Origin of the sequence: Photobacterium sp. OFAV2-7, from assembly GCF_022347985.1 — a bacterium.
Taxonomy (GTDB): Bacteria; Pseudomonadota; Gammaproteobacteria; order Enterobacterales; family Vibrionaceae; genus Photobacterium.
Genome location: NZ_JAKRFQ010000027.1, coordinates 1 through 18,544, shown reverse-complemented (window position 1 = coordinate 18,544; position 18,544 = coordinate 1). Strand labels below are relative to the sequence as shown.

At 50.4% G+C, this 18,544-nt stretch carries 15 protein-coding genes and 1 pseudogene; 11 read left to right on the top strand and 5 right to left on the bottom strand.

Annotation, left to right across the window (positions count from 1 at the left end; all coding sequences use genetic code 11):
• A pseudogene (locus MHN01_RS04180) lies at window positions 1-544 on the bottom strand (methyl-accepting chemotaxis protein); the annotation flags it as partial.
• Window positions 545-605: 61 nt separating this feature from the next.
• Here MHN01_RS04180 and MHN01_RS04175 point away from each other — a divergent pair.
• A complete protein-coding gene (locus tag MHN01_RS04175; RefSeq protein WP_239410172.1) occupies window positions 606-2,912 on the top strand; it encodes a patatin-like phospholipase family protein in 2,307 nt (768 codons plus the stop codon).
• A gap of 231 nt (window positions 2,913-3,143) precedes the next feature.
• On the top strand, window positions 3,144-5,741 hold the full coding sequence (gene acnB, locus MHN01_RS04170; protein WP_239410171.1) for a bifunctional aconitate hydratase 2/2-methylisocitrate dehydratase: 2,598 nt from the start codon (window positions 3,144-3,146) through the stop codon (window positions 5,739-5,741).
• 98 nt (window positions 5,742-5,839) lie between these two features.
• On the opposite strand, the gene MHN01_RS04165 is transcribed toward acnB, so the two are convergent.
• Window positions 5,840-6,976: a glycerate kinase gene (locus MHN01_RS04165; RefSeq protein ID WP_239410170.1), complete on the bottom strand. Its 1,137-nt coding sequence runs from the start codon at window positions 6,974-6,976 to the stop codon at window positions 5,840-5,842.
• A gap of 186 nt (window positions 6,977-7,162) precedes the next feature.
• Window positions 7,163-8,320: a sugar diacid recognition domain-containing protein gene (locus MHN01_RS04160; protein WP_239410169.1), complete on the bottom strand. Its 1,158-nt coding sequence runs from the start codon at window positions 8,318-8,320 to the stop codon at window positions 7,163-7,165.
• A 152-nt stretch (window positions 8,321-8,472) separates the two neighbouring features.
• Between MHN01_RS04160 and MHN01_RS04155 the strand changes: the two genes are divergently transcribed.
• The 6 genes from MHN01_RS04155 (at window position 8,473) to MHN01_RS04130 (ending at window position 14,727) form a co-directional block, all read left to right on the top strand.
• Window positions 8,473-8,841, top strand: a complete 369-nt coding sequence (locus MHN01_RS04155) for a YacL family protein (RefSeq protein ID WP_239410168.1) — start codon at window positions 8,473-8,475, stop codon at window positions 8,839-8,841.
• Between the two features lie 192 nt (window positions 8,842-9,033).
• A complete protein-coding gene (locus tag MHN01_RS04150) occupies window positions 9,034-9,372 on the top strand; it encodes a P-II family nitrogen regulator (RefSeq protein ID WP_075762333.1) in 339 nt (112 codons plus the stop codon).
• 27 nt (window positions 9,373-9,399) lie between these two features.
• A complete protein-coding gene (locus MHN01_RS04145; protein WP_239410167.1) occupies window positions 9,400-10,629 on the top strand; it encodes an ammonium transporter in 1,230 nt (409 codons plus the stop codon).
• A gap of 236 nt (window positions 10,630-10,865) precedes the next feature.
• Window positions 10,866-11,879 carry a Fe(3+) ABC transporter substrate-binding protein gene (locus MHN01_RS04140; RefSeq protein WP_239410166.1) on the top strand — a complete coding sequence of 338 codons (1,014 nt, stop codon included), beginning with the start codon at window positions 10,866-10,868 and terminating at the stop codon, window positions 11,877-11,879.
• 179 nt (window positions 11,880-12,058) lie between these two features.
• Window positions 12,059-13,687, top strand: a complete 1,629-nt coding sequence (locus tag MHN01_RS04135; protein WP_239410165.1) for an iron ABC transporter permease — start codon at window positions 12,059-12,061, stop codon at window positions 13,685-13,687.
• Window positions 13,687-14,727, top strand: coding sequence for an ABC transporter ATP-binding protein (locus tag MHN01_RS04130; RefSeq protein WP_239410164.1), 1,041 nt, complete (start codon window positions 13,687-13,689; stop codon window positions 14,725-14,727). Before MHN01_RS04135 ends, MHN01_RS04130 begins: the two co-directional genes overlap by 1 nt.
• Window positions 14,728-14,821: 94 nt before the next feature.
• Here the strand turns inward: MHN01_RS04130 and MHN01_RS04125 are convergent, their stop codons facing one another.
• Entirely contained in the window at window positions 14,822-15,427 is a 606-nt protein-coding gene (locus MHN01_RS04125; RefSeq protein ID WP_239410163.1) for a TetR/AcrR family transcriptional regulator, read from the bottom strand.
• A gap of 225 nt (window positions 15,428-15,652) precedes the next feature.
• On the opposite strand from MHN01_RS04125, the gene hpt reads away from it, so the two are divergent.
• Window positions 15,653-16,186, top strand: coding sequence for a hypoxanthine phosphoribosyltransferase (gene hpt, locus MHN01_RS04120; RefSeq protein WP_239410162.1), 534 nt, complete (start codon window positions 15,653-15,655; stop codon window positions 16,184-16,186).
• 78 nt (window positions 16,187-16,264) lie between these two features.
• Here the strand turns inward: hpt and can are convergent, their stop codons facing one another.
• Window positions 16,265-16,918, bottom strand: a complete 654-nt coding sequence (gene can / locus MHN01_RS04115; protein ID WP_239410161.1) for a carbonate dehydratase — start codon at window positions 16,916-16,918, stop codon at window positions 16,265-16,267.
• Between the two features lie 170 nt (window positions 16,919-17,088).
• On the opposite strand from can, the gene MHN01_RS04110 reads away from it, so the two are divergent.
• Together MHN01_RS04110 and MHN01_RS04105 are read left to right on the top strand one after the other, a co-directional pair.
• On the top strand, window positions 17,089-18,012 hold the full coding sequence (locus MHN01_RS04110) for an ABC transporter ATP-binding protein (RefSeq protein WP_239410160.1): 924 nt from the start codon (window positions 17,089-17,091) through the stop codon (window positions 18,010-18,012).
• Window positions 18,009-18,544, top strand: a 536-nt coding sequence (locus tag MHN01_RS04105) for an ABC transporter permease (RefSeq protein WP_239410159.1), incomplete at its 3' end; no start/stop codon positions are given. The genes MHN01_RS04110 and MHN01_RS04105, both read left to right, overlap by 4 nt.

The following is an 18,544-nucleotide window of genomic DNA, read 5'->3' as shown; positions in this document are numbered from 1 at the left end:
TAGACTTTGATAGGCCCGCCATACCGCGACCGTTAAGTTGCTGATAGTTAACAAACAGTTTGACCTCGCCGTTCGCTTCCTGGAATACGTTGAGCATTTTGGCGTTGCCGCTGCCGGTAAAGCCGTAGAACCAGCTGTCCTGCTGCTGGTTCAGGCGGCGAAGAAAGCCATTCTGGTTCCAGTAGTTGCCTGTCGTACGGTCCGCTACAGACGCGTCAAACAGGTTATATTGAGTTCTGATATCATTGAGCTGTTTAATCAGTCGTTCTTCTTGCTGCGGGCGGCCGTTTTCTTTATACATATCCGTAATAAAACGGTTTGTTGCCAATTGTTGCGCCGCGGACTGTAGCAGTGACACTTCCTTGTCGATAGTATTGCGGATCTGCATCAGGTTTGCCGGTAGCTCTGATTCAAGCAAACGGCTTTCTACCACGCTGCGGGCTTGGTTTTGACCAATAGCGCCAACAAGGACTGTTGAGGCAAGTACGGCGAGGATCATCGCCATAATAAGTTTTTGTTTAATGGTGAGCTGGTTGAACTTCATAATGCTAGCTGCTTATCGATATAGTAATGAACGAACTGCTCGTTCATGGAAAAAGTTGCCAATGACCCAAATAAAGCCATCTGTTAGAAATCTCTCTCTGTGCATGTATCTGCCAAGTCGTTACATTACTTTAGTGATAATTCTCACATTAATTCAGGTGCTATTCTATCAGCCTGTTTTTGCTGCAGAACGGCCAAAAATAGGGGTTGTGCTCGGTGGCGGGGGGGCCAAGGGAGCTGCCCATATCGGGGTGCTCAAGGCGCTGGAAGATATGCAGATCCCTGTGGACTATATCGTGGGTACCAGTATGGGGGCCTATGTGGGCGGCTTGTATGCGACCGGTATGAGTGCCGATGATATCGAGGCGCTGCTGACGACGGTGGACTGGGACAAAGGTTACGAGGATCGGGTCCAGCGTAGCGATCGCCGGGTCAGGGAGAAGCAGCAGGAAGACCGCTTTCAGGTCAGTAGCGAAATTGGCTTTGATTTTTGGGAGCTGAAGGTTCCTCGCGGTTTCGTTCAGGGACAGAGCATGGGGGAGATTCTGCGCACTACATCTGGCAATCTGCCGACGATGAAGAGCTTTGATCGGCTGCCCATTCCCTATCGTGCGGTGGCGACGGATATCGAAAACTTAGAGCCGGTTGTACTGGAGAGCGGCGATTTGGCTGAGGTGATGCAGGCCAGTATGTCAATCCCGGGGCTGCTGCCACCGATGGAGCTGGGTGACAAGCTGCTGGTAGATGGCGGTATCACCAATAACCTGCCTGTTTCCGTCGTAAAGGCGATGGGGGCTGATATTGTGATTGCCGTTGATATCAGCAATGAGTTTAAGCGTCGTGATGAGCTCAATAATTACTTTGCCGTGATGGATCAACTGACCGATTTCATGGTGCGCGATAATGCGACCCGACAGATTAAACTGTTATCTGACAGGGATGTGCTGATCCGCCCTGATATCCAAGAGATCACAACGGCGGATTTTGATCTTATGCCGGTTGCATTTGAAAACGGTTATGCGGCGGCCATGGCACTGGCAGAACAATTAAAAGGCTTGGGGGGCTCGATTTGGTATCAGAACTATATAGATCGAAAACAGCTTAAGCGCCGCTCGCTTAATCACCTTGATCAACTTGTGGTGGATGATATCCAGCTGGTTAACAACAGCCATTATTCCGATCAGGTGTTGCTGGATCGGCTGGAGCTCGAGCCGGGTTCGCGGATCAGCTCGGAAGAGCTGGCAGAAAGCGTACGTAACCTGTACGCCCTCGATCGTTTCGAGCGGATTGATTACCGGATCCAGAGTGATGGCGGCGAGAATGTGGTGTTGGTTGAGGTCAAGGAAAAGAGTTGGGGGCCTAACTTTATTGATCTTCGGTTTGCTTTAGAAGATGACTTCGAAAACAGTACAGATTTTTCCTTAGGTGTGGCGTTTTATGTGACCGGGCTGAGTGAGGCCGGGGCAGAATGGCGGACCGAGCTGGAATACGGGACCGATAAACGGATTGCGACTGGGTTGTACCTGCCGTTTATTAAGAATCAGGAATGGTTTAGCCAGCTCAGTGCCGAGTATAAAAACTCAGAGAAGAATGTGACCGCCACTGGCGAGGAGCCGAGTCTCGAAGGTATCGACAGCTTTATTCCGGCAACTTATAACGACACGATTCTGGATGCTTCGTTTGGCTGGCAACCGGAATTATGGCAGGAGTTTCGGATCGGTCTTCGCTATATCTATGGCGAAACTGAATTTCCGGGAATTTTTGGTGATCTTGGCAAGGAGAAGCGGGAAAGCCAAGTTGGATATGTGAGCTATACCCTCGATACCCTGGATGAGTTTATGCTGCCAAAACGCGGAAATTTGTTACAGGTTGAGCTTGCCGCATCGGATGACAGCAACGAGTTTTTGGGGCTGGAGCTGACTGATCTTGCTTACCATATCGATGCCAAGTGGAAGGGCGCCTATACAATAGGGGATCATACCCTCATGGGTAAGGCTGAAATTGGCAGAGTGAAGTCAGTTGAAAACCTAAGCCTGGATCCCAAAGAGCTTGGCGGTTTTCTGAATCTTTCGGGGATCCCGAAAAATAGTCTGTCTGGAAACAACAAACTTTTTTCTGCTCTTGTTTATCGTTACCACCTGCTGGATCAGGACTTCGGGCTGTTCAAATCGACAGTTTATGTCGGCAGTTCCGTGGAGTGGGGCGGGGTGTATAACGATAGCGATATCCCGCTCAACGAAGCCCCGATGTATTGGGCCGGCAGTGTGTTCTCCGGTATTACGACGCCGTTTGGGCCGCTTATCTTCGCATACGGCCAGACGGAGCAGAATAACAATGCCTTTTATCTGTTCTTTGGCGGGGCGTTATAAGGCTAAAGTCGTAGGCATTACGCCATAATTATGCTTAAAGTGTGAATGTTGTAAAATGAGGGTGATTTTTAATTTTAAGTTAAAAATGGTATGCTGGTTGAACGGTTTTGGTCTCTTCTGCCTGTAGTGTGCGCTTAGTAAGAAGAATGACAGGGCGCATTGTGCAGAATGGATCAATCACTTCCAAGGATGTTTGGCCACAAGGCTAAACCGAAATAAGAGGAATATGTCGTGCTTGAAGCCTACCGTAAACACGTCGAAGAACGTGCTGCAGAAGGAGTTGTTGCTAAACCACTCGATGCTGAGCAGGTTGCAGCTCTGGTTGAGCTCCTGAAAAATCCACCAGCGGGTGAAGAAGCCTTCCTGCTGGATCTGTTTGAAAACCGTATTCCCCCAGGTGTTGATGAAGCGGCGTATGTGAAAGCCGGTTTCCTCGCAGCCTTAACCAAAGGTGAAGCTGCATCTTCGATTGTCAGCAAAGCAAAAGCGGCTGAGCTATTGGGCACCATGCAAGGTGGTTACAACATTGAACCGCTGATTGCACTTCTTGATGATAGCGAGCTTGCTCCTATCGCCGTTAAAGCCCTTTCCCATACGCTGTTGATGTTCGACGCTTTCTACGATGTGGAAGAGAAAGCGAAAGCAGGCAACGAGTTTGCCAAGCAAGTTATCCAGTCATGGGCAGATGCAGAATGGTTCCTGTCTAAGCCAGAACTGGCTGAAAAAATAACCCTGACCGTGTTTAAGGTCACCGGTGAAACAAATACCGATGACCTGTCTCCGGCACCAGACGCCTGGTCGCGTCCGGATATTCCGCTGCATGCTTTGGCGATGCTGAAGAACGAACGTGAAGGTATTGAGCCTGAGCAGCCTGGCGCGATTGGTCCGGTTAAGCAAATCGAAGCGCTGAAAGAAAAAGGTCACCAGCTGGTGTATGTTGGTGATGTTGTCGGTACCGGTTCTTCCCGTAAGTCGGCCACCAACTCTGTGCTGTGGTTCATGGGTGACGATATTCCGTATGTGCCGAACAAGCGTGCCGGTGGCTATGTACTGGGCGGCAAGATTGCGCCAATCTTCTTTAACACCATGGAAGATGCCGGCGCACTGCCAATCGAAGTCGATGTCACTGCGCTAAACATGGGTGATGTTATTGATGTCTACCCGTACAAAGGTGAAGTTCGCCGCCACGACAACGACGAACTGGTATCAACATTTGAACTGAAGACCGATGTTCTGATTGACGAAGTGCGTGCCGGTGGCCGTATTCCGCTGATCATTGGCCGTGGCCTGACAGATCGTGCCCGTCAGTCACTTGGCCTGGTATCTTCTGATGTGTTCCGCCGTCCGGGTGCAGTTGCTGATACCGGTAAAGGCTATAGCTTGGCTCAGAAAATGGTCGGTAAGGCATGTGGTGTTGAGGGCGTTCGTCCGGGCACCTATTGTGAGCCTAAGATGACCACTGTTGGTTCTCAGGATACGACCGGTCCGATGACCCGTGACGAGCTAAAAGATCTGGCTTGTCTGGGCTTCTCTGCAGAGCTAACTATGCAGTCGTTCTGTCACACCTCGGCCTATCCGAAACCGATTGATGTGAACACCCACCATACGTTACCTGACTTCATTATGAACCGTGGTGGTGTTTCTCTGCGTCCGGGTGATGGTGTTATCCACTCTTGGCTAAACCGTATGCTACTGCCTGATACTGTTGGTACCGGTGGTGACTCCCATACCCGCTTCCCGCTGGGTATCTCGTTCCCGGCCGGTTCTGGTTTGGTGGCGTTTGCTGCAGCAACGGGTGTGATGCCGCTTGATATGCCGGAATCTATTCTGGTTCGCTTCAAAGGCGAGATGCAAGAAGGGATCACCCTGCGTGATCTGGTTCATGCAATCCCTTACTATGCGATAAAGCAGGGTCTGCTGACGGTTGAGAAAGCCGGTAAGATCAACGAATTCTCAGGTCGAGTACTGGAAATCGAAGGTGTTGAACACCTGACTGTCGAGCAGGCGTTCGAGCTTTCTGATGCCTCTGCAGAGCGTAGTGCGGCGGGTTGTACCGTCAAGCTGTCTGAAGAGTCTATTGCCGAGTACCTGAACTCTAACATCGTCATGCTGAAGTGGATGATCGCTGAAGGTTATGGCGATCGCCGCACTATCGAGCGTCGTATCACGGCGATGGAAGAGTGGTTGGCGAATCCTGAGCTGATGGAAGCAGATAAAGATGCTGAGTACGCGCATGTGATTGAAATCGATCTGGCGGAAATCAACGAGCCGATTCTGTGTGCGCCGAACGATCCGGATGATGCCCGTTTGCTGTCTGAGGTTCATGGAACCGAGATCGACGAAGTCTTTATCGGATCTTGTATGACCAACATCGGCCACTTCCGTGCGGCAGGTAAACTGCTAGAGAAGTTCGGTGGTCAGCTAGATACCCGTTTGTGGGTTGCGCCGCCAACGAAGATGGATAAGGATCAGCTGACTGAAGAAGGCTACTACGGCATCTTTGGCCGTGCCGGGGTACGTATTGAAACGCCGGGATGTTCGCTGTGTATGGGTAACCAGGCGCGTGTTGCGGATAAAGCGACGGTGATGTCGACTTCAACCCGTAACTTCCCGAACCGTTTGGGTACTGGTGCCAATGTGTATCTGTCTTCAGCCGAGCTGGCTGCTGTCGGTGCTATTCTGGGTCGTATCCCGACCAAGGAAGAGTACCTGGAGTATGCGAAGCAAATTGATGCGACAGCTGCGGATACCTATCGCTACCTGAACTTCCACCGTATGGAGAGTTACACCAAGAAAGCGGATGATGTGATTATTCAGGCTGCTGTATAATCGCAAACCGGACCAACCTCCAATAACAAAGCCATCGCAATGCGAGGGCTTTTTGTTTGCCGCTCATGAATACAAGCGGCCATATTACATACCGTATTCTATTGTTTTCCGAGCGTTATCATTGCCGCGACATTACGTGCCGTCACCTGGACATTGAACGCCGCTTCTTCCAGTGCCTCGCTGAGTGCCATTGCGCGCGGTACAACACAGAAGACGGCATCGATACCGTGGTCGTAGACCACATCACAATCATCGGACAGGCAGCCGGCAATACCGATCACCGGGATATGGAATTGCTTTGCCGTGCGGGCGACGCCAATCGGGGTCTTGCCGTGAATAGTCTGACTGTCTATTCGTCCTTCGCCGGTAATGACCAGATCTGCATCGGCGACGGTGCCAGCCAGATTGATCGCATCCATAACGATATCGATCCCCGGACGCAGGCTGGCATCGAGCAGGCCAAGCAGGGCGGCACCAAGGCCACCGGCAGCACCGGCTCCGGCCATATCTTTGACGTCACGATCCAATTGATCTTTGATGATGCCTGCGTATCGGGCAAGGTTGCTGTCGAGCTGCTGGATCATCTCGGGAGTGGCCCCTTTTTGCGGGCCGAATACGTGGGAAGCACCTTTGGGGCCGCATAGCGGATTATCGACATCGCAGGCAATTTCCAGTTTGATGTCAGCTAGTCGGGGATCAAGGCAGCTGGTGTCGATAGTGGCAAGCCGTGCTAGCTCGCCGCCGCCATAGCCAAGTTTATTACCTTCGGCGTCCAGCATGTTTATCCCGAGTGCCTGGGCCATTCCGATACCGCCGTCGTTAGTGGCACTGCCGCCGATACCGACAATAATATGCTCTACGCCATTGTCGAGAGCTGCTTTGATCAGCTCCCCGGTGCCAAATGTCGTGGTTAGCAGCGGGTTACGTTGTTCAGGAGATACCAGATGCAGGCCGGAAGCGGCTGCCATTTCAATGACTGCGGTTTTTCCGTCACCCATTAACCCGTAAAAACCGTTGACCTGTTCACCGAGTGGGCCTGTTACCTGTTGCTTGATAATCGAGCCGCCAGTGGCATCAACCAGTGACTGCACAGTCCCTTCACCGCCATCAGCCATCGGGAGCTTGTGGTACTCGGCATCAGGCAGCACTTGCCGGAACCCCGCCTCAATAGCAGTGGCGACTTCCATCGCCGTCAGGCTTTCTTTGTATGAGTCAGGGGCAATTACAATTTTCATGGTGAGAAACCTCCAGGCCAGCGGTGGGCAGTATTGTCGCTTGAGGGAGGCTCTGGCAGCCTTGCAAGCGATCTTAAATAGTCATTAGCGTAAACTTTACCTGTTCAGGCGAATGAATTCTTTGGCAGAAAAGACAGATAATCAGTGTTTTTATGCCTTTTTTTTTGTGCGTTAGCACAACGCTGGCTAGTAGTTGTGGCTGATGACTGCCAGATACAAACGTGTTTTTTCACTTATATCGCTGAATCTTAATGCGGTTACCTGCTCAATCTTGTCCAGCCTGTAGCGCAGGGTATTGCGGTGGATATGTAAGGATTCGCACGTTTGGGCCAAATCACAATTGTGGCCAAAATAGACCTTGAGCGTTTTGAGCAAGATACCGCGAGGATCGTTTTTTTGCAGCTCAAGCAGAGGATGGCGTAGCTGCTCGTATCGCCAGTTATCATCTCGAAGGGAACTGAGCAATACCGGCAGGATATGATCTTGATAGAACACAACCGTATTTTTCCCGCCAGGTGAGCCGGAATGGCTTTCCATGGTCGCCTTGGCCGTCTGGTAGGATTTAGACCAGCCTTCCAAACCGGAAAAATAGTCGCCCAGCGCCATTTGAGTGGTAAAACCGTCTTCTTTGGCAAGGCTTTTTAGCAGTTTGTTGATCTGTTTTTGTGCCAGGGGCTTAGACCAGCCATCCGTATCAAGTGAGATCGGCAGCAGCACCACAACTTCGTTCATCGAAACGGACGAGATACCGATAAGGTTGTTGTGCTCTGGTTGTTCAAGCAACTGGACTAGACGCTGCAGGTGTTCGGTAGACAGGCTCTCCCCCTGGGTGGGAAAGGCTTGGACAATAGCGGCAACACGCGGTTGGGACAGATCCAAAGCCAGGGGCTCGGCGATAGCAAGCCGCTGGTTTTCGCTGAGCTCATCGCCCTGGATAAGCTGTAGTACCAGTTCTTCGCGGTGGCGCTTGTTCCACTGAAGTTTGGATATCAGTGCCTGGTGCTCGACAATCAGCTCGGCGGTCATTTTGACCAGTTCGCCGTAGCTGCGTACTTGTTCGGGCTCGCCGGAGATCCCGATGACGCCAATCGTCTGCTCCTGAAAAACAATCGGCAGGTTGATCCCCGGTTTGACTCCCTTGAGCTGCCGGGACATCGTGGTGTCTATCTCGACAATCCGACTATCATCCAGGGCGAGAACGGCACCTTCGTGGCGTTGGTTGAGGCGATTCGGATCCGTCGAGCCGATGATCCTGCCATGTTCGTCCATCACATTGACGGAATGGCGAATGATTTGCTTGGTGCGCTCGACAATCTGTCGGGCAATGGTGGCATTTAGTTGCATTCTTGTTCCAGATCCTGACAATGTGCGGACTTTATTGCGATTGGCTCCGAGCTAAACCCGGCTCCGGCCTGCAAGCGGGCAAGTTGCGGCGTATTTTATTGTACCAAGCTTATCCAGCTGCTGGGTACTGAATGATGACAGAGAGGATAGCTATGGACTACGAATTTAAGAAAAATACCCTGGACGGTAGCTATCACGCCATTTTTTCTATGGGCCATGAGGCTCTGGGGCGCTGGTTAATCGAAGAAGTGGGAAAAGACTTTTCTAAGATCGACGCTATTTTGGCCCAAATTGGTGCGCTGAAAAACAGCACCCGTGAATGGCGGCTGGTGGGAGAGGATCTTACCCTGAGCCTGCAGGACAATGAAGCACTTGTCCAAGCTAACTACCTGTTTTCTGAAGACGATACCGAGTTAGATGAAGACATGAATTTTTATGATGATGAATGTATGTCTCTGTGTGGATTTGAGGATCTCGAGCAGATGTTGCATGCCTGGCGTGCATTTGTCACCCGCTTCTGACGGCCATCGTCTGACTCTGCACAATTTGCTTCTTTTCAGTGAAAGGGCTGCACCATAAAGGTGCGGCCCTTTTTCGTTGTTTTTAACATATTTATTTAAGCGGCTGAAATATAACAAAATAAAAAGTTGGCACAAAGCTTGTTTGTTAATCGACTGTAATCGGAAAGGAATTCAGAAGGTAAGGAGCAGGCAATGAAATTGATAAATGCAATCATTAAACCATTTAAGTTGGATGACGTCCGAGAAGCGCTGGCAGACGTCGGTGTTGAGGGGATGACAGTCTCCGAGGTCAAGGGATTTGGCCGTCAGAAAGGTCACACCGAGCTATACCGCGGCGCAGAATATCAGGTGGACTTCCTGCCTAAAGTGAAGCTGGAAATTGCGACTCAGGCAGAAAACTTGGAAGCCATTGTAGAAGCCATTTCAAAAGCCGCTCAAACCGGAAAAATTGGTGACGGGAAGATTTTTGTTTATGACCTTGATCATGCCGTACGGATCCGTACCGGTGAAACAGATCTAGAAGCCTTATAAGAATTGGACGAATAGGGGATGATGACCATGGAACTATCAACAACGGTAACAGAGCTGCGTTATGCGCTCGATACATTCTTTTTCTTGATGTCAGGTGCTTTGGTGATGTGGATGGCGGCAGGCTTTGCAATGCTCGAAGCCGGTCTGGTTCGCTCGAAGAACACCACTGAAATTCTGACCAAAAATTTCTGCCTGTATTCGATCGCCTGTACCATGTATCTGCTGGTGGGCTACAACATCATGTACGTCGATAACGGTGAAGGTGGCTGGCTGCCATCGATAGGTGCCCTGATAGGCTCCCAGGCAGAAGGTGCGGATCACTCGCTGGAATCTGACTTCTTCTTCCAGGTAGTGTTCGTGGCAACAGCGATGTCGGTGGTATCCGGTGCTGTGGCCGAGCGTATGAAACTATGGTCGTTCCTCATTTTTTCAGTCATTCTGACGGCCTTTATCTACCCGGTTGAAGGATACTGGACTTGGGGCGGAGGCTTCCTGTCAGAAGCTGGCTTCAGTGACTTTGCCGGCTCGGGTATCGTGCACATGGCTGGTGCGGCGGCTGCGTTGGCTGGTGTGCTACTGCTGGGTGCCCGTAAAGGTAAGTACGGCAAGAACGGTACAATTAACCCTATCCCGGGCTCAAACATGCCGCTGGCAACTCTGGGTACCTTTATCTTGTGGTTCGGCTGGTTCGGTTTCAACGGCGGTTCGCAGCTGATGGTATCTGACTTTGAAAATGCAACGGCAGTGGGCCAGATCTTCCTTAACACCAATGCGGCGGCTGCAGCCGGTGCTATCGCAGCCTTGGCTGTGTGTAAGACAACCTGGGGTAAAGCGGATCTGACTATGGTATTGAATGGTGCTCTGGCTGGTCTGGTTGCTATTACGGCTGACCCGCTATCTCCGTCACCTATGTCAGCGGTTGTTATCGGGGTGGTTTCAGGTGCGCTGGTTGTGTTTAGCATCATCGGTCTGGATAAAATCAAAATCGATGACCCTGTCGGTGCTATCTCTGTTCACGGTGTGTGCGGTTTCTTCGGCCTGATGGTGGTACCTTTCAACAATGCTGATGCTACGTTCGGTGCTCAGCTACTGGGTGCGGCAGTTATCTTCGGCTGGGTATTTGTAACAAGCTTCGCGGTCTGGGCGGTACTGAAAGCCACAATGGGTATCCGTGTGACGGAAGAAGAAGAGATGGCGGGTATGGATCTGCATGACTGTGGTATCGACGCCTACCCTGAATTTGTTAGCGTAAAATAAGACTATAGCTTGATATGAACAAAGTGAATTAAGTGTGATGAAACGATAGACAAGTTACTGAATAACTAGGAAACCAGTAACATATATTTAGTTCACATCTTTTAAAAATGCTGCCAAATGGCAGCATTTTTTTTGTGTTTAATTGTAATCACGCATTGTTTTAACCTTGTGCTACAGTATAATTACTTCGATATTGATAAACATTATCATTACATTTTGCATTAAGGGATGGATTAATGAAAAAGCTGTTGGCATCGGCGATTCTGCTTGGTTTGGCTGCTCCTCAGGTAGCAACTGCTGCTGAAGAAGTGAATGTATACTCTTATCGTCAGCCTTTCCTGGTTGAGCCAATGTTTAACGAATTCACAAAAGAAACCGGCATCAAGGTTAACGTGAAATTCGCGAAAAAAGGTTTGGCAGAGAAGCTGCAGCAAGAAGGCGAATACAGCCCAGCAGATATGATTCTGACAACTGATATCAGCCGTCTGGTTGAGCTGGCAAACAAGAACCTGGTTCAGCCTGTTGATAGCAAAGTCATTGAGCAAAACGTACCGGCTCAATACCGTGATAGCGAAGATGAGTGGTTTGCGCTGACACTGCGTTCACGTAACGTGTACTCTTCTCGTGACCGTGTAGGTCGCCTGCCTGCGGACTTTGACTATGCTGATCTGGCGAAGCCTGAGTGGAAAGGTAAGATTTGTACTCGCTCTGGTAAGCACCCGTACAATGTTTCTCTGGTTTCTTCAATGATTGCCAACCACGGTGAAGCTGAAACCAAAGAGTGGCTGGAAGGCGTTAAAGCTAACCTTGCTCGTAAACCTCAGGGCAACGACCGTGCGCAGGTTAAGGCTGTGAAGGAAGGCCTTTGTGATCTGGCGATCGGCAACAGCTACTACCTAGGCAAGATGGTTAACGACGAGAAGCAGAAGGCATGGGCTGAAGCGGTTTACATCAACTTCCCTGGCCAGAAAGCAGACGGTACACACGTTAACGTCAGCGGTATGGCAATGGCTAAGTACGCGCCTAACAAGGATAACGCGCAGAAGCTGATGGAATTCCTGACTGGCGATAAAGCCCAGCAGATGTACGCTGAAGTGAACTATGAGTACCCGGTTAAAGATGGCGTTAAGCGCTCTGAGCTGGTTGCATCTTGGGGTGACTTCCAGGCTGACGATCTATCGCTTGAAAAAGTGGCAGACTACCACAGCACAGCAATCAAACTGCTAGATGAAGTGAAGTTTGATCTGTAAGTTGTTACATAAAAATGGGGCGAGATGCCCCATTTTTGCTTTAGCCCTAGTATCTTTTCCAATAACTTATGGTAGCTTCACTATCCCGAAAAAAAGTAGGGGTTTTCGTGTGGTTCTATTGCAGCATCGGGTTGTAGCGACGCCATAAATTTATTGCAAAGGATACTAAGTAGTAAGCAATGAAAGAAAAATATATGTTTTGGCGGACCAGCGGCTGGGGGTTATCCCTACTGCTGGTTTTGCCTATTCTGGCGATTTTCTATACCGCGATAGGTGAGTCGGACGAGGTCTTCTCCCACTTGATGGGCACCGTCATGGCTACCTATACCAGCAATACGTTCTGGCTGGTGTCGGGCACAGTGCTGCTGGCACTGTTGTTTGGCCTGCCTGCGGCCTGGATTATGGCGATGTGCCGCCTTCCCGGTGAAAAAATACTGCAATGGGCGCTGGTCCTGCCTTTGGCCATGCCGGGCTATATAATTGGCTATATCTATACGGACTGGTTTGACTATGCCGGGCCGATTCAAATTTTCCTGCGTGATGTGTTTGGCTGGCAGAGTATCCATGACTACTGGTTCCCGGATATCCGCTCTCTCGGTGGTGCCAGCATGGTACTGGCGCTCGTTCTCTACCCTTATATCTACCTTCTTTCGCGCGCGGCTTTTATGGAGCAGAGCGTCAGTTTGCTTCAGTCTGCCCGTTTGCTGCGTTGTTCTCCCTGGGATAGTTTCCGTCGTATTTCCCTGCCGCTGGCCCGACCGTCAATCGCTGTCGGTATGTCATTGGTGGCGATGGAGACCCTGGGTGATTTTGGTACCGTCAGCTATTTCGCTGTGAATACCCTGACAACAGCGGTATATGATACCTGGCTGGGTTATTCCAACCTCAATGCGGCGGCGAAAATTTCAGCTATTATGTTGATGGTTATTTTTTTGCTGATCAGTGCCGAGCGCTTTAGCCGGCGTAAGCAGAAACTGTTTCAGCAAGAATTCGAGCATGGCGATGATGTTCGCTATAGCTTGACCGGAGCGAAGAAATGGCTGGCCCTGGGCTGGTGCTGGGGACTGGTGGGATGTGCCTTTGTGATGCCGTTGCTGCAGCTCGGTTACTACGCCTGGCATTATTTTGCCGAGAGCTGGACGGCCGAGTTTCAGCAGTACAGCATCAACAGCCTTGTAGTGTCGTTGGCTGCAGCCCTGTTTGCTGTGATGCTGGCGTTGATTGTGAATTTCTACCATCGCCTGGATGGTCGCAGGTCGACCCTGGTTCCGATCCGTGCTTCATCGTTGGGTTATGCTGTGCCGGGGACGGTATTGGCGATTGGGGTAATGATTCCGCTGACCAGTGCCGACCACCTGCTGAATGATTTTGCTATTAGTTTTGGTCTCGGTCGTCCCGGGCTGGTGTTCTCCGGGACGATGATCGCGATTATCTTTGCCTTTGTTGTTCGCTTCGCCGCGGTGGCAATCGGCAGTATCGAGAGCAGCCTGGCCAAGGTGCCGCCGTCACTGGATATGGCTTCGAAAACCATGGGTTATGCCTCGACCCAGATGCTGCGCCGGGTTCACCTGCCACTGATTCGCCGGGGCTGCCTGATAGCAGGGTTGTTAGTCTTCATCGAGTCGATGAAGGAACTTAATGCCGCCTTGTTGCTGAGACCGTTTAATTTTGAAACCCTGGCAACCTATGTATTTAACTTCGCGTCGGACGAACAGCTGGAACTGGCTGCCATGCCTGCGATTTTATTGGTAATTGTTGGCCTGATCCCGTTGGTAATGGTTAACCGTTCTTTGGAGCAGAAACACTGATGAGCCATGCATTATCCGTTCAAAACCTGACCTGTACCTACAACGGCCAGGCGGTATTACAGAACCTCTCTCTGCCAGTCAAAGACAATGAAATCGTCTGTCTGCTGGGAGCCAGTGGCTGCGGCAAGACGACCTTGCTCAAGGCCATTGCCGGCCTGTTGCCGCTGGAAAGTGGTGATATCCATATCAACGGCCGGACGATTGCCGATCAGCACACATGGCTGCCGCCGGAAAAGCGCAATATCGGGATGATTTTTCAGGACTATGCGTTGTTTCCCCATTTGACGGTGGCTGAAAATATCGCCTTTGGCCTGCGTGACTGGGACAAGAGCCGTATTGCAGCCAAAGTGAAAGAAATGCTCGAGCTGGTCCACCTTACCGGCCTGGATGGCCGTTATCCGCATCAGCTGTCGGGTGGACAGCAGCAGCGGGTTGCGATTGCCCGGGCTCTGGCCTGCGAGCCCGACCTGATCCTGCTTGACGAGCCATTTTCCAATATTGATACCCAGGTGCGTCACGGGCTGATCAAAGAGATCCGGCGTATTTTCAAGGCCCAGGGTGTCACGGCTATTTTCGTGACCCATAGCCGGGAAGAGGCGTTTGCCTTTGCCGATCGTCTGGCTGTCATGAATCATGGTGTTATTGAACAGTTCGGTTGTGCCACGGATCTGTATTACCACCCGAGCAGCCGTTTTGTAGCTGAGTTTCTCGGCTCGGGATCGTATCTTCCGGCCACGGTTAAGAATGACAATTTGTTGTTTACCCCGTTCGGTGAGATCGGTATGAAGGCCGAACAGCCTTATGGTCAGGAGACCAGTGTGGAATGGTTGCTGCGTCCCCAAAATCTGAAGGTGAGACAGGCGCAGGATGGGCAGGGAGTGATCACCGAGCAGCTGTTCATGGGGGATAATTGTCGCTATACCGTCGATTTTCAGGGGCACACATTAGTGGTGAACTCGCACTTGATCTTGCAGGTGGGCGATCGTGTCAAAGTGGAAGTCGAGCCCCACGAGCCAGTGGTATTCGCGACTGCCTGCTAATGGCAGGCTAGCCTGTTCGGTATAACAATCAAGGCCAGCGAAATGCTGGCCTTGTTGATCAAAAATCAGGGTTTGGCGGATCTTATGCTGCCATTTACTTCGCCAATAACGCTGAAATGTATGTGGCAGCCTGCTCGCGCATTTTTTCCTGATCCGGGTTGATGTTGGCTTGTAGGTAGAGGACATAGCAGATCCCGTGTAGTTGCCAGGCAAGCTCGTCTGGAGACTGCTGGGTATTCAGCTCTTGATGTTCAATCCCCTGGGCAAACATCTCTGCGAGGCGATCATGGCTTTGCTTGTTGTCGCCGATAAACTGCGGCCAGATTTCATCACGAACAGAGGTGCTCCACTCGAACCATACTTTGATCCAGTCTTGCTGTTCGATGACCGCATCGATAAGATGGTCGGTAATGCAAGTCAGCCGTGGGTAGAGCGGCTTGCTCTGGCTGCCCAGACATTCGGTGATCAGCTGACTGAAGCGATTTTCCACCTGAGTCAGGACTTGCTCAACCAGCGCTTCCCGGGTCGGGAAATAGTTAAATACGGTCGCTACGGATACATTGGCCATTTCAGCAATGTCGGCATGGCCGGCTCGGCCGATGCCACGGCGGGCAAAAACCTCTAAGGCAAAATCAAGCAACTGTTGTTTTCGTTTTTCTGGAGAAAGACGTGTTCTGGTCTTTTTGACGATCGTATCCATTTCGTTTATTCCCTAGCCTTGATTATTTATTTAAGTTATATATTTGTTTTACATAATAACTTTACAATAGCAGTCAGTTGCATTCAAACTGGTTTTGTTCAAGTTGTGTCATATAATTGACAGCTTCGATAAAATAACTATTGTTCGGCAGGAATGTTAGAATAGAGATCCGTTGTGATAGTTAGCCTGCAGGCGGCTTATGCAGTCGTCCTGATGGAGAAAAAGATGAAGCATACAGTTGAAGTAATGATTTCTGAGCAGGATGTTCAGGCCCGCGTCAAAGAGCTGGGACAGCAAATAACCGAGTGTTACAAGGATTCCGAGAACCTTGTGATGGTCGGCTTACTACGAGGCTCTTTCGTGTTTATGGCGGATTTGGCGCGTGCGATTGAGCTTCCTCATGAAGTCGACTTCATGACTGCATCAAGTTATGGCAATACCATGGAAAGTAATCGTGACGTCCGTATCCTGAAGGATTTGGATGACGATATCCAGGGCAAAGACGTGTTGCTGGTCGAAGATATCATCGATACCGGCAACACTCTGAATAAAGTCTGCGAGATTTTATCGCTACGTGAACCAAACTCCATTCGCATCTGTACGCTGCTTGACAAGCCCGAGCGCCGTGAGGTGAAGGTGGATGTCGAGTGGGTTGGCTTTGAGATCCCGGATGAGTTTGTGGTCGGTGTGGGGATTGATTATGCCCAGAAGTACCGTCACTTGCCTTACATCGGTAAAGTGGTACCACAGGAAGACTGATCGAAAAGAACTGGTTTACTGTGAGCCAAATAAAAAGCGACCACAAGGTCGCTTTTTTGTTGCTGTGTACAGCTTCGTTTAGGCTTGGGCTGGCAAAATGGCTTCCATTGCTGTCTTATAGGCTTCTTCCAGGCCTTCGCGGCTGGTCGCTGCAACGCCTAGGTCGCGAAGTACACCGTCACCGATACCATAGACCCAGCCATGGATTTTCACTTGCTGGCCTCGTTCCCATGCCTGTTGCATGATGGTGGAGTTGCCGAGGTTATAGACCTGGGTAGCAACGTTGATTTCACAAAGCTTGTCGCTCCACTCCTCACGAGGCAGGGTGCTGAGCTCGTTGCGGTATTTCAGGTATAGGTCGCGGATGTGAAGCAGCCAGTTGTTGATAAGCCCTAGTTGCGGGTTATCAATCGCGGCTGTAACGCCGCCACAGCCGTAGTGACCACAGACGATGATGTGTCTTACCTTGAGCACATCAACAGCGTACTGGACGACAGAGAGGCAATTTAAGTCGGTATGGATAACCTGGTTGGCAACGTTTCGGTGTACGAACAATTCTCCCGAGTCCAGGCCGGTAAGACGTTCGGCGGGTACACGGCTGTCAGCACAGCCAATCCATAGGTATTCTGGTTTCTGAGCTTTTGCTAGATGAGAAAAGAACTCTGGCTTTTCTTCCTTAATATTCTCTGACCAAGAGAGATTATTTGCGAATAGCTGTTTAATATCTGCCATGATGATGCCTTTGTTTGATACATTTGTTATACCAATTCACATAAGTGTCAGTCCTGCTCAGGCAGAGGCTGAAAGTTATGTAAACCGGCCCCACTATACACAAGCTGGTCACTGAGCAAATCGGATTAGTTGTCCGTTGATGAAAATTTCTAACATAAAGATTGCATTTTATGAACGCATTGGAAATAAAAAATGTAAGTAAAAATTACAAGGGTGGCGTTAAGGCTTTGAAAAATATGAGCCTTTCCGTTGAAGAGGGTGATTTCTTTGCCTTGCTGGGACCGAACGGTGCTGGCAAGTCTACCACTATCGGGATCATTAGTTCGTTAGTTAACAAGACGTCTGGTTCGGTGAATGTCTTTGGCTATGATTTGGATACCCAACTGGTCGAAGCTAAAAATCAGTTGGGGCTGGTTCCGCAGGAATTTAACTTCAATCAGTTTGAAACGGTTGAGCAGATCGTGGTGAACCAGGCCGGTTACTACGGGGTTGAGAAGGGTGTGGCCAGGGAGAGGGCGAAGAAGTACCTGACCCAGTTGGATCTATGGGAGAAGCGCAATGAGGTGTCCCGCAACCTGTCGGGCGGTATGAAGCGTCGCCTGATGATTGCCCGGGCATTGATGCATGAACCCAAGTTGCTGATCCTTGATGAACCAACAGCAGGGGTTGATATCGAGCTGAGACGCTCGATGTGGGACTTTCTGCGAGAAATCAACCGTCAGGGTGTCACGATCATCCTGACGACCCATTATCTCGAGGAAGCGGAAATGCTATGCCGCAATATCGGGATCATTAATCGTGGGGTACTGATCGAGAATACCAGCATGAAAGAGTTGCTGAGCAAGCTAGAGGTGGAGACCTTCATTCTTGATATCAAGCTTAATGGTAAGCGGCCGGTGCTTGATGAGGTTTTGTGGAAGATGCCGGACAACCATACCCTGGAGATCGATATTCCTAAGGGAACAGGGCTTAATACTGTGTTTAATCAGCTAACCACCCAGGGGGTCGAGGTGCTCTCGATGCGCAATAAAGCCAATCGCCTGGAGGAGTTGTTCGTTAGTTTGGTCGCCGCCGAGAAAAGGGAGCAGGCATGAGACATCAATTTTGGATTGCTTTCAAAAGCTTGATTAACAAAGAAGTAAACCGCTTTGCCCGGATCTGGGTGCAGACTTTGGTGCCGCCGGCAATTACCATGACCCTGTATTTCATTATCTTTGGCAGCCTGATCGGCAGCCGGATTGGTGAGATGGGCGGCTTTACTTATATGGAGTACATCGTGCCGGGCTTGATCATGATGTCGGTGATCACCAACTCGTATTCCAATGTGGCGTCGTCGTTTTTCAGTGCCAAGCTGCAGCATAATATCGAGGAGCTGCTCGTTGCACCGGTGCCGAGTTATATCATCATTGCCGGTTATGTTGGTGGTGGTGTGCTGCGCGGACTGGCTGTCGGCTTTATCGTATCGGTCGTCTCGCTGTTGTTTGTGGATTTGAATATTGCCCATCTCGGGGTGATTGTGGCGACAGTAGTGATGACCTCGATTGTGTTTGCATTGGGCGGGTTGATCAATGCCGTGTATGCCAAGACGTTCGATGACATCAGCATTATTCCGACCTTCGTACTGAC

Bases quoted from the DNA above. Each gene is read 5' to 3' on its own strand.
- hpt (WP_239410162.1), top strand. From the start codon at position 15,653: ATGAAGCATACAGTTGAAGTAATGATTTCTGAGCAGGATGTTCAGGCC.
- MHN01_RS04125 (WP_239410163.1), bottom strand. From the start codon at position 15,427: ATGGATACGATCGTCAAAAAGACCAGAACACGTCTTTCTCCAGAAAAA.
- MHN01_RS04130 (WP_239410164.1), top strand. From the start codon at position 13,687: ATGAGCCATGCATTATCCGTTCAAAACCTGACCTGTACCTACAACGGC.
- MHN01_RS04110 (WP_239410160.1), top strand. From the start codon at position 17,089: ATGAACGCATTGGAAATAAAAAATGTAAGTAAAAATTACAAGGGTGGC.
- MHN01_RS04140 (WP_239410166.1), top strand. From the start codon at position 10,866: ATGAAAAAGCTGTTGGCATCGGCGATTCTGCTTGGTTTGGCTGCTCCT.
- MHN01_RS04150 (WP_075762333.1), top strand. From the start codon at position 9,034: ATGAAATTGATAAATGCAATCATTAAACCATTTAAGTTGGATGACGTC.
- MHN01_RS04160 (WP_239410169.1), bottom strand. From the start codon at position 8,320: ATGCAACTAAATGCCACCATTGCCCGACAGATTGTCGAGCGCACCAAG.
- can (WP_239410161.1), bottom strand. From the start codon at position 16,918: ATGGCAGATATTAAACAGCTATTCGCAAATAATCTCTCTTGGTCAGAG.
- MHN01_RS04155 (WP_239410168.1), top strand. From the start codon at position 8,473: ATGGACTACGAATTTAAGAAAAATACCCTGGACGGTAGCTATCACGCC.
- MHN01_RS04165 (WP_239410170.1), bottom strand. From the start codon at position 6,976: ATGAAAATTGTAATTGCCCCTGACTCATACAAAGAAAGCCTGACGGCG.
- MHN01_RS04145 (WP_239410167.1), top strand. From the start codon at position 9,400: ATGGAACTATCAACAACGGTAACAGAGCTGCGTTATGCGCTCGATACA.
- MHN01_RS04135 (WP_239410165.1), top strand. From the start codon at position 12,059: ATGAAAGAAAAATATATGTTTTGGCGGACCAGCGGCTGGGGGTTATCC.
- MHN01_RS04175 (WP_239410172.1), top strand. From the start codon at position 606: ATGACCCAAATAAAGCCATCTGTTAGAAATCTCTCTCTGTGCATGTAT.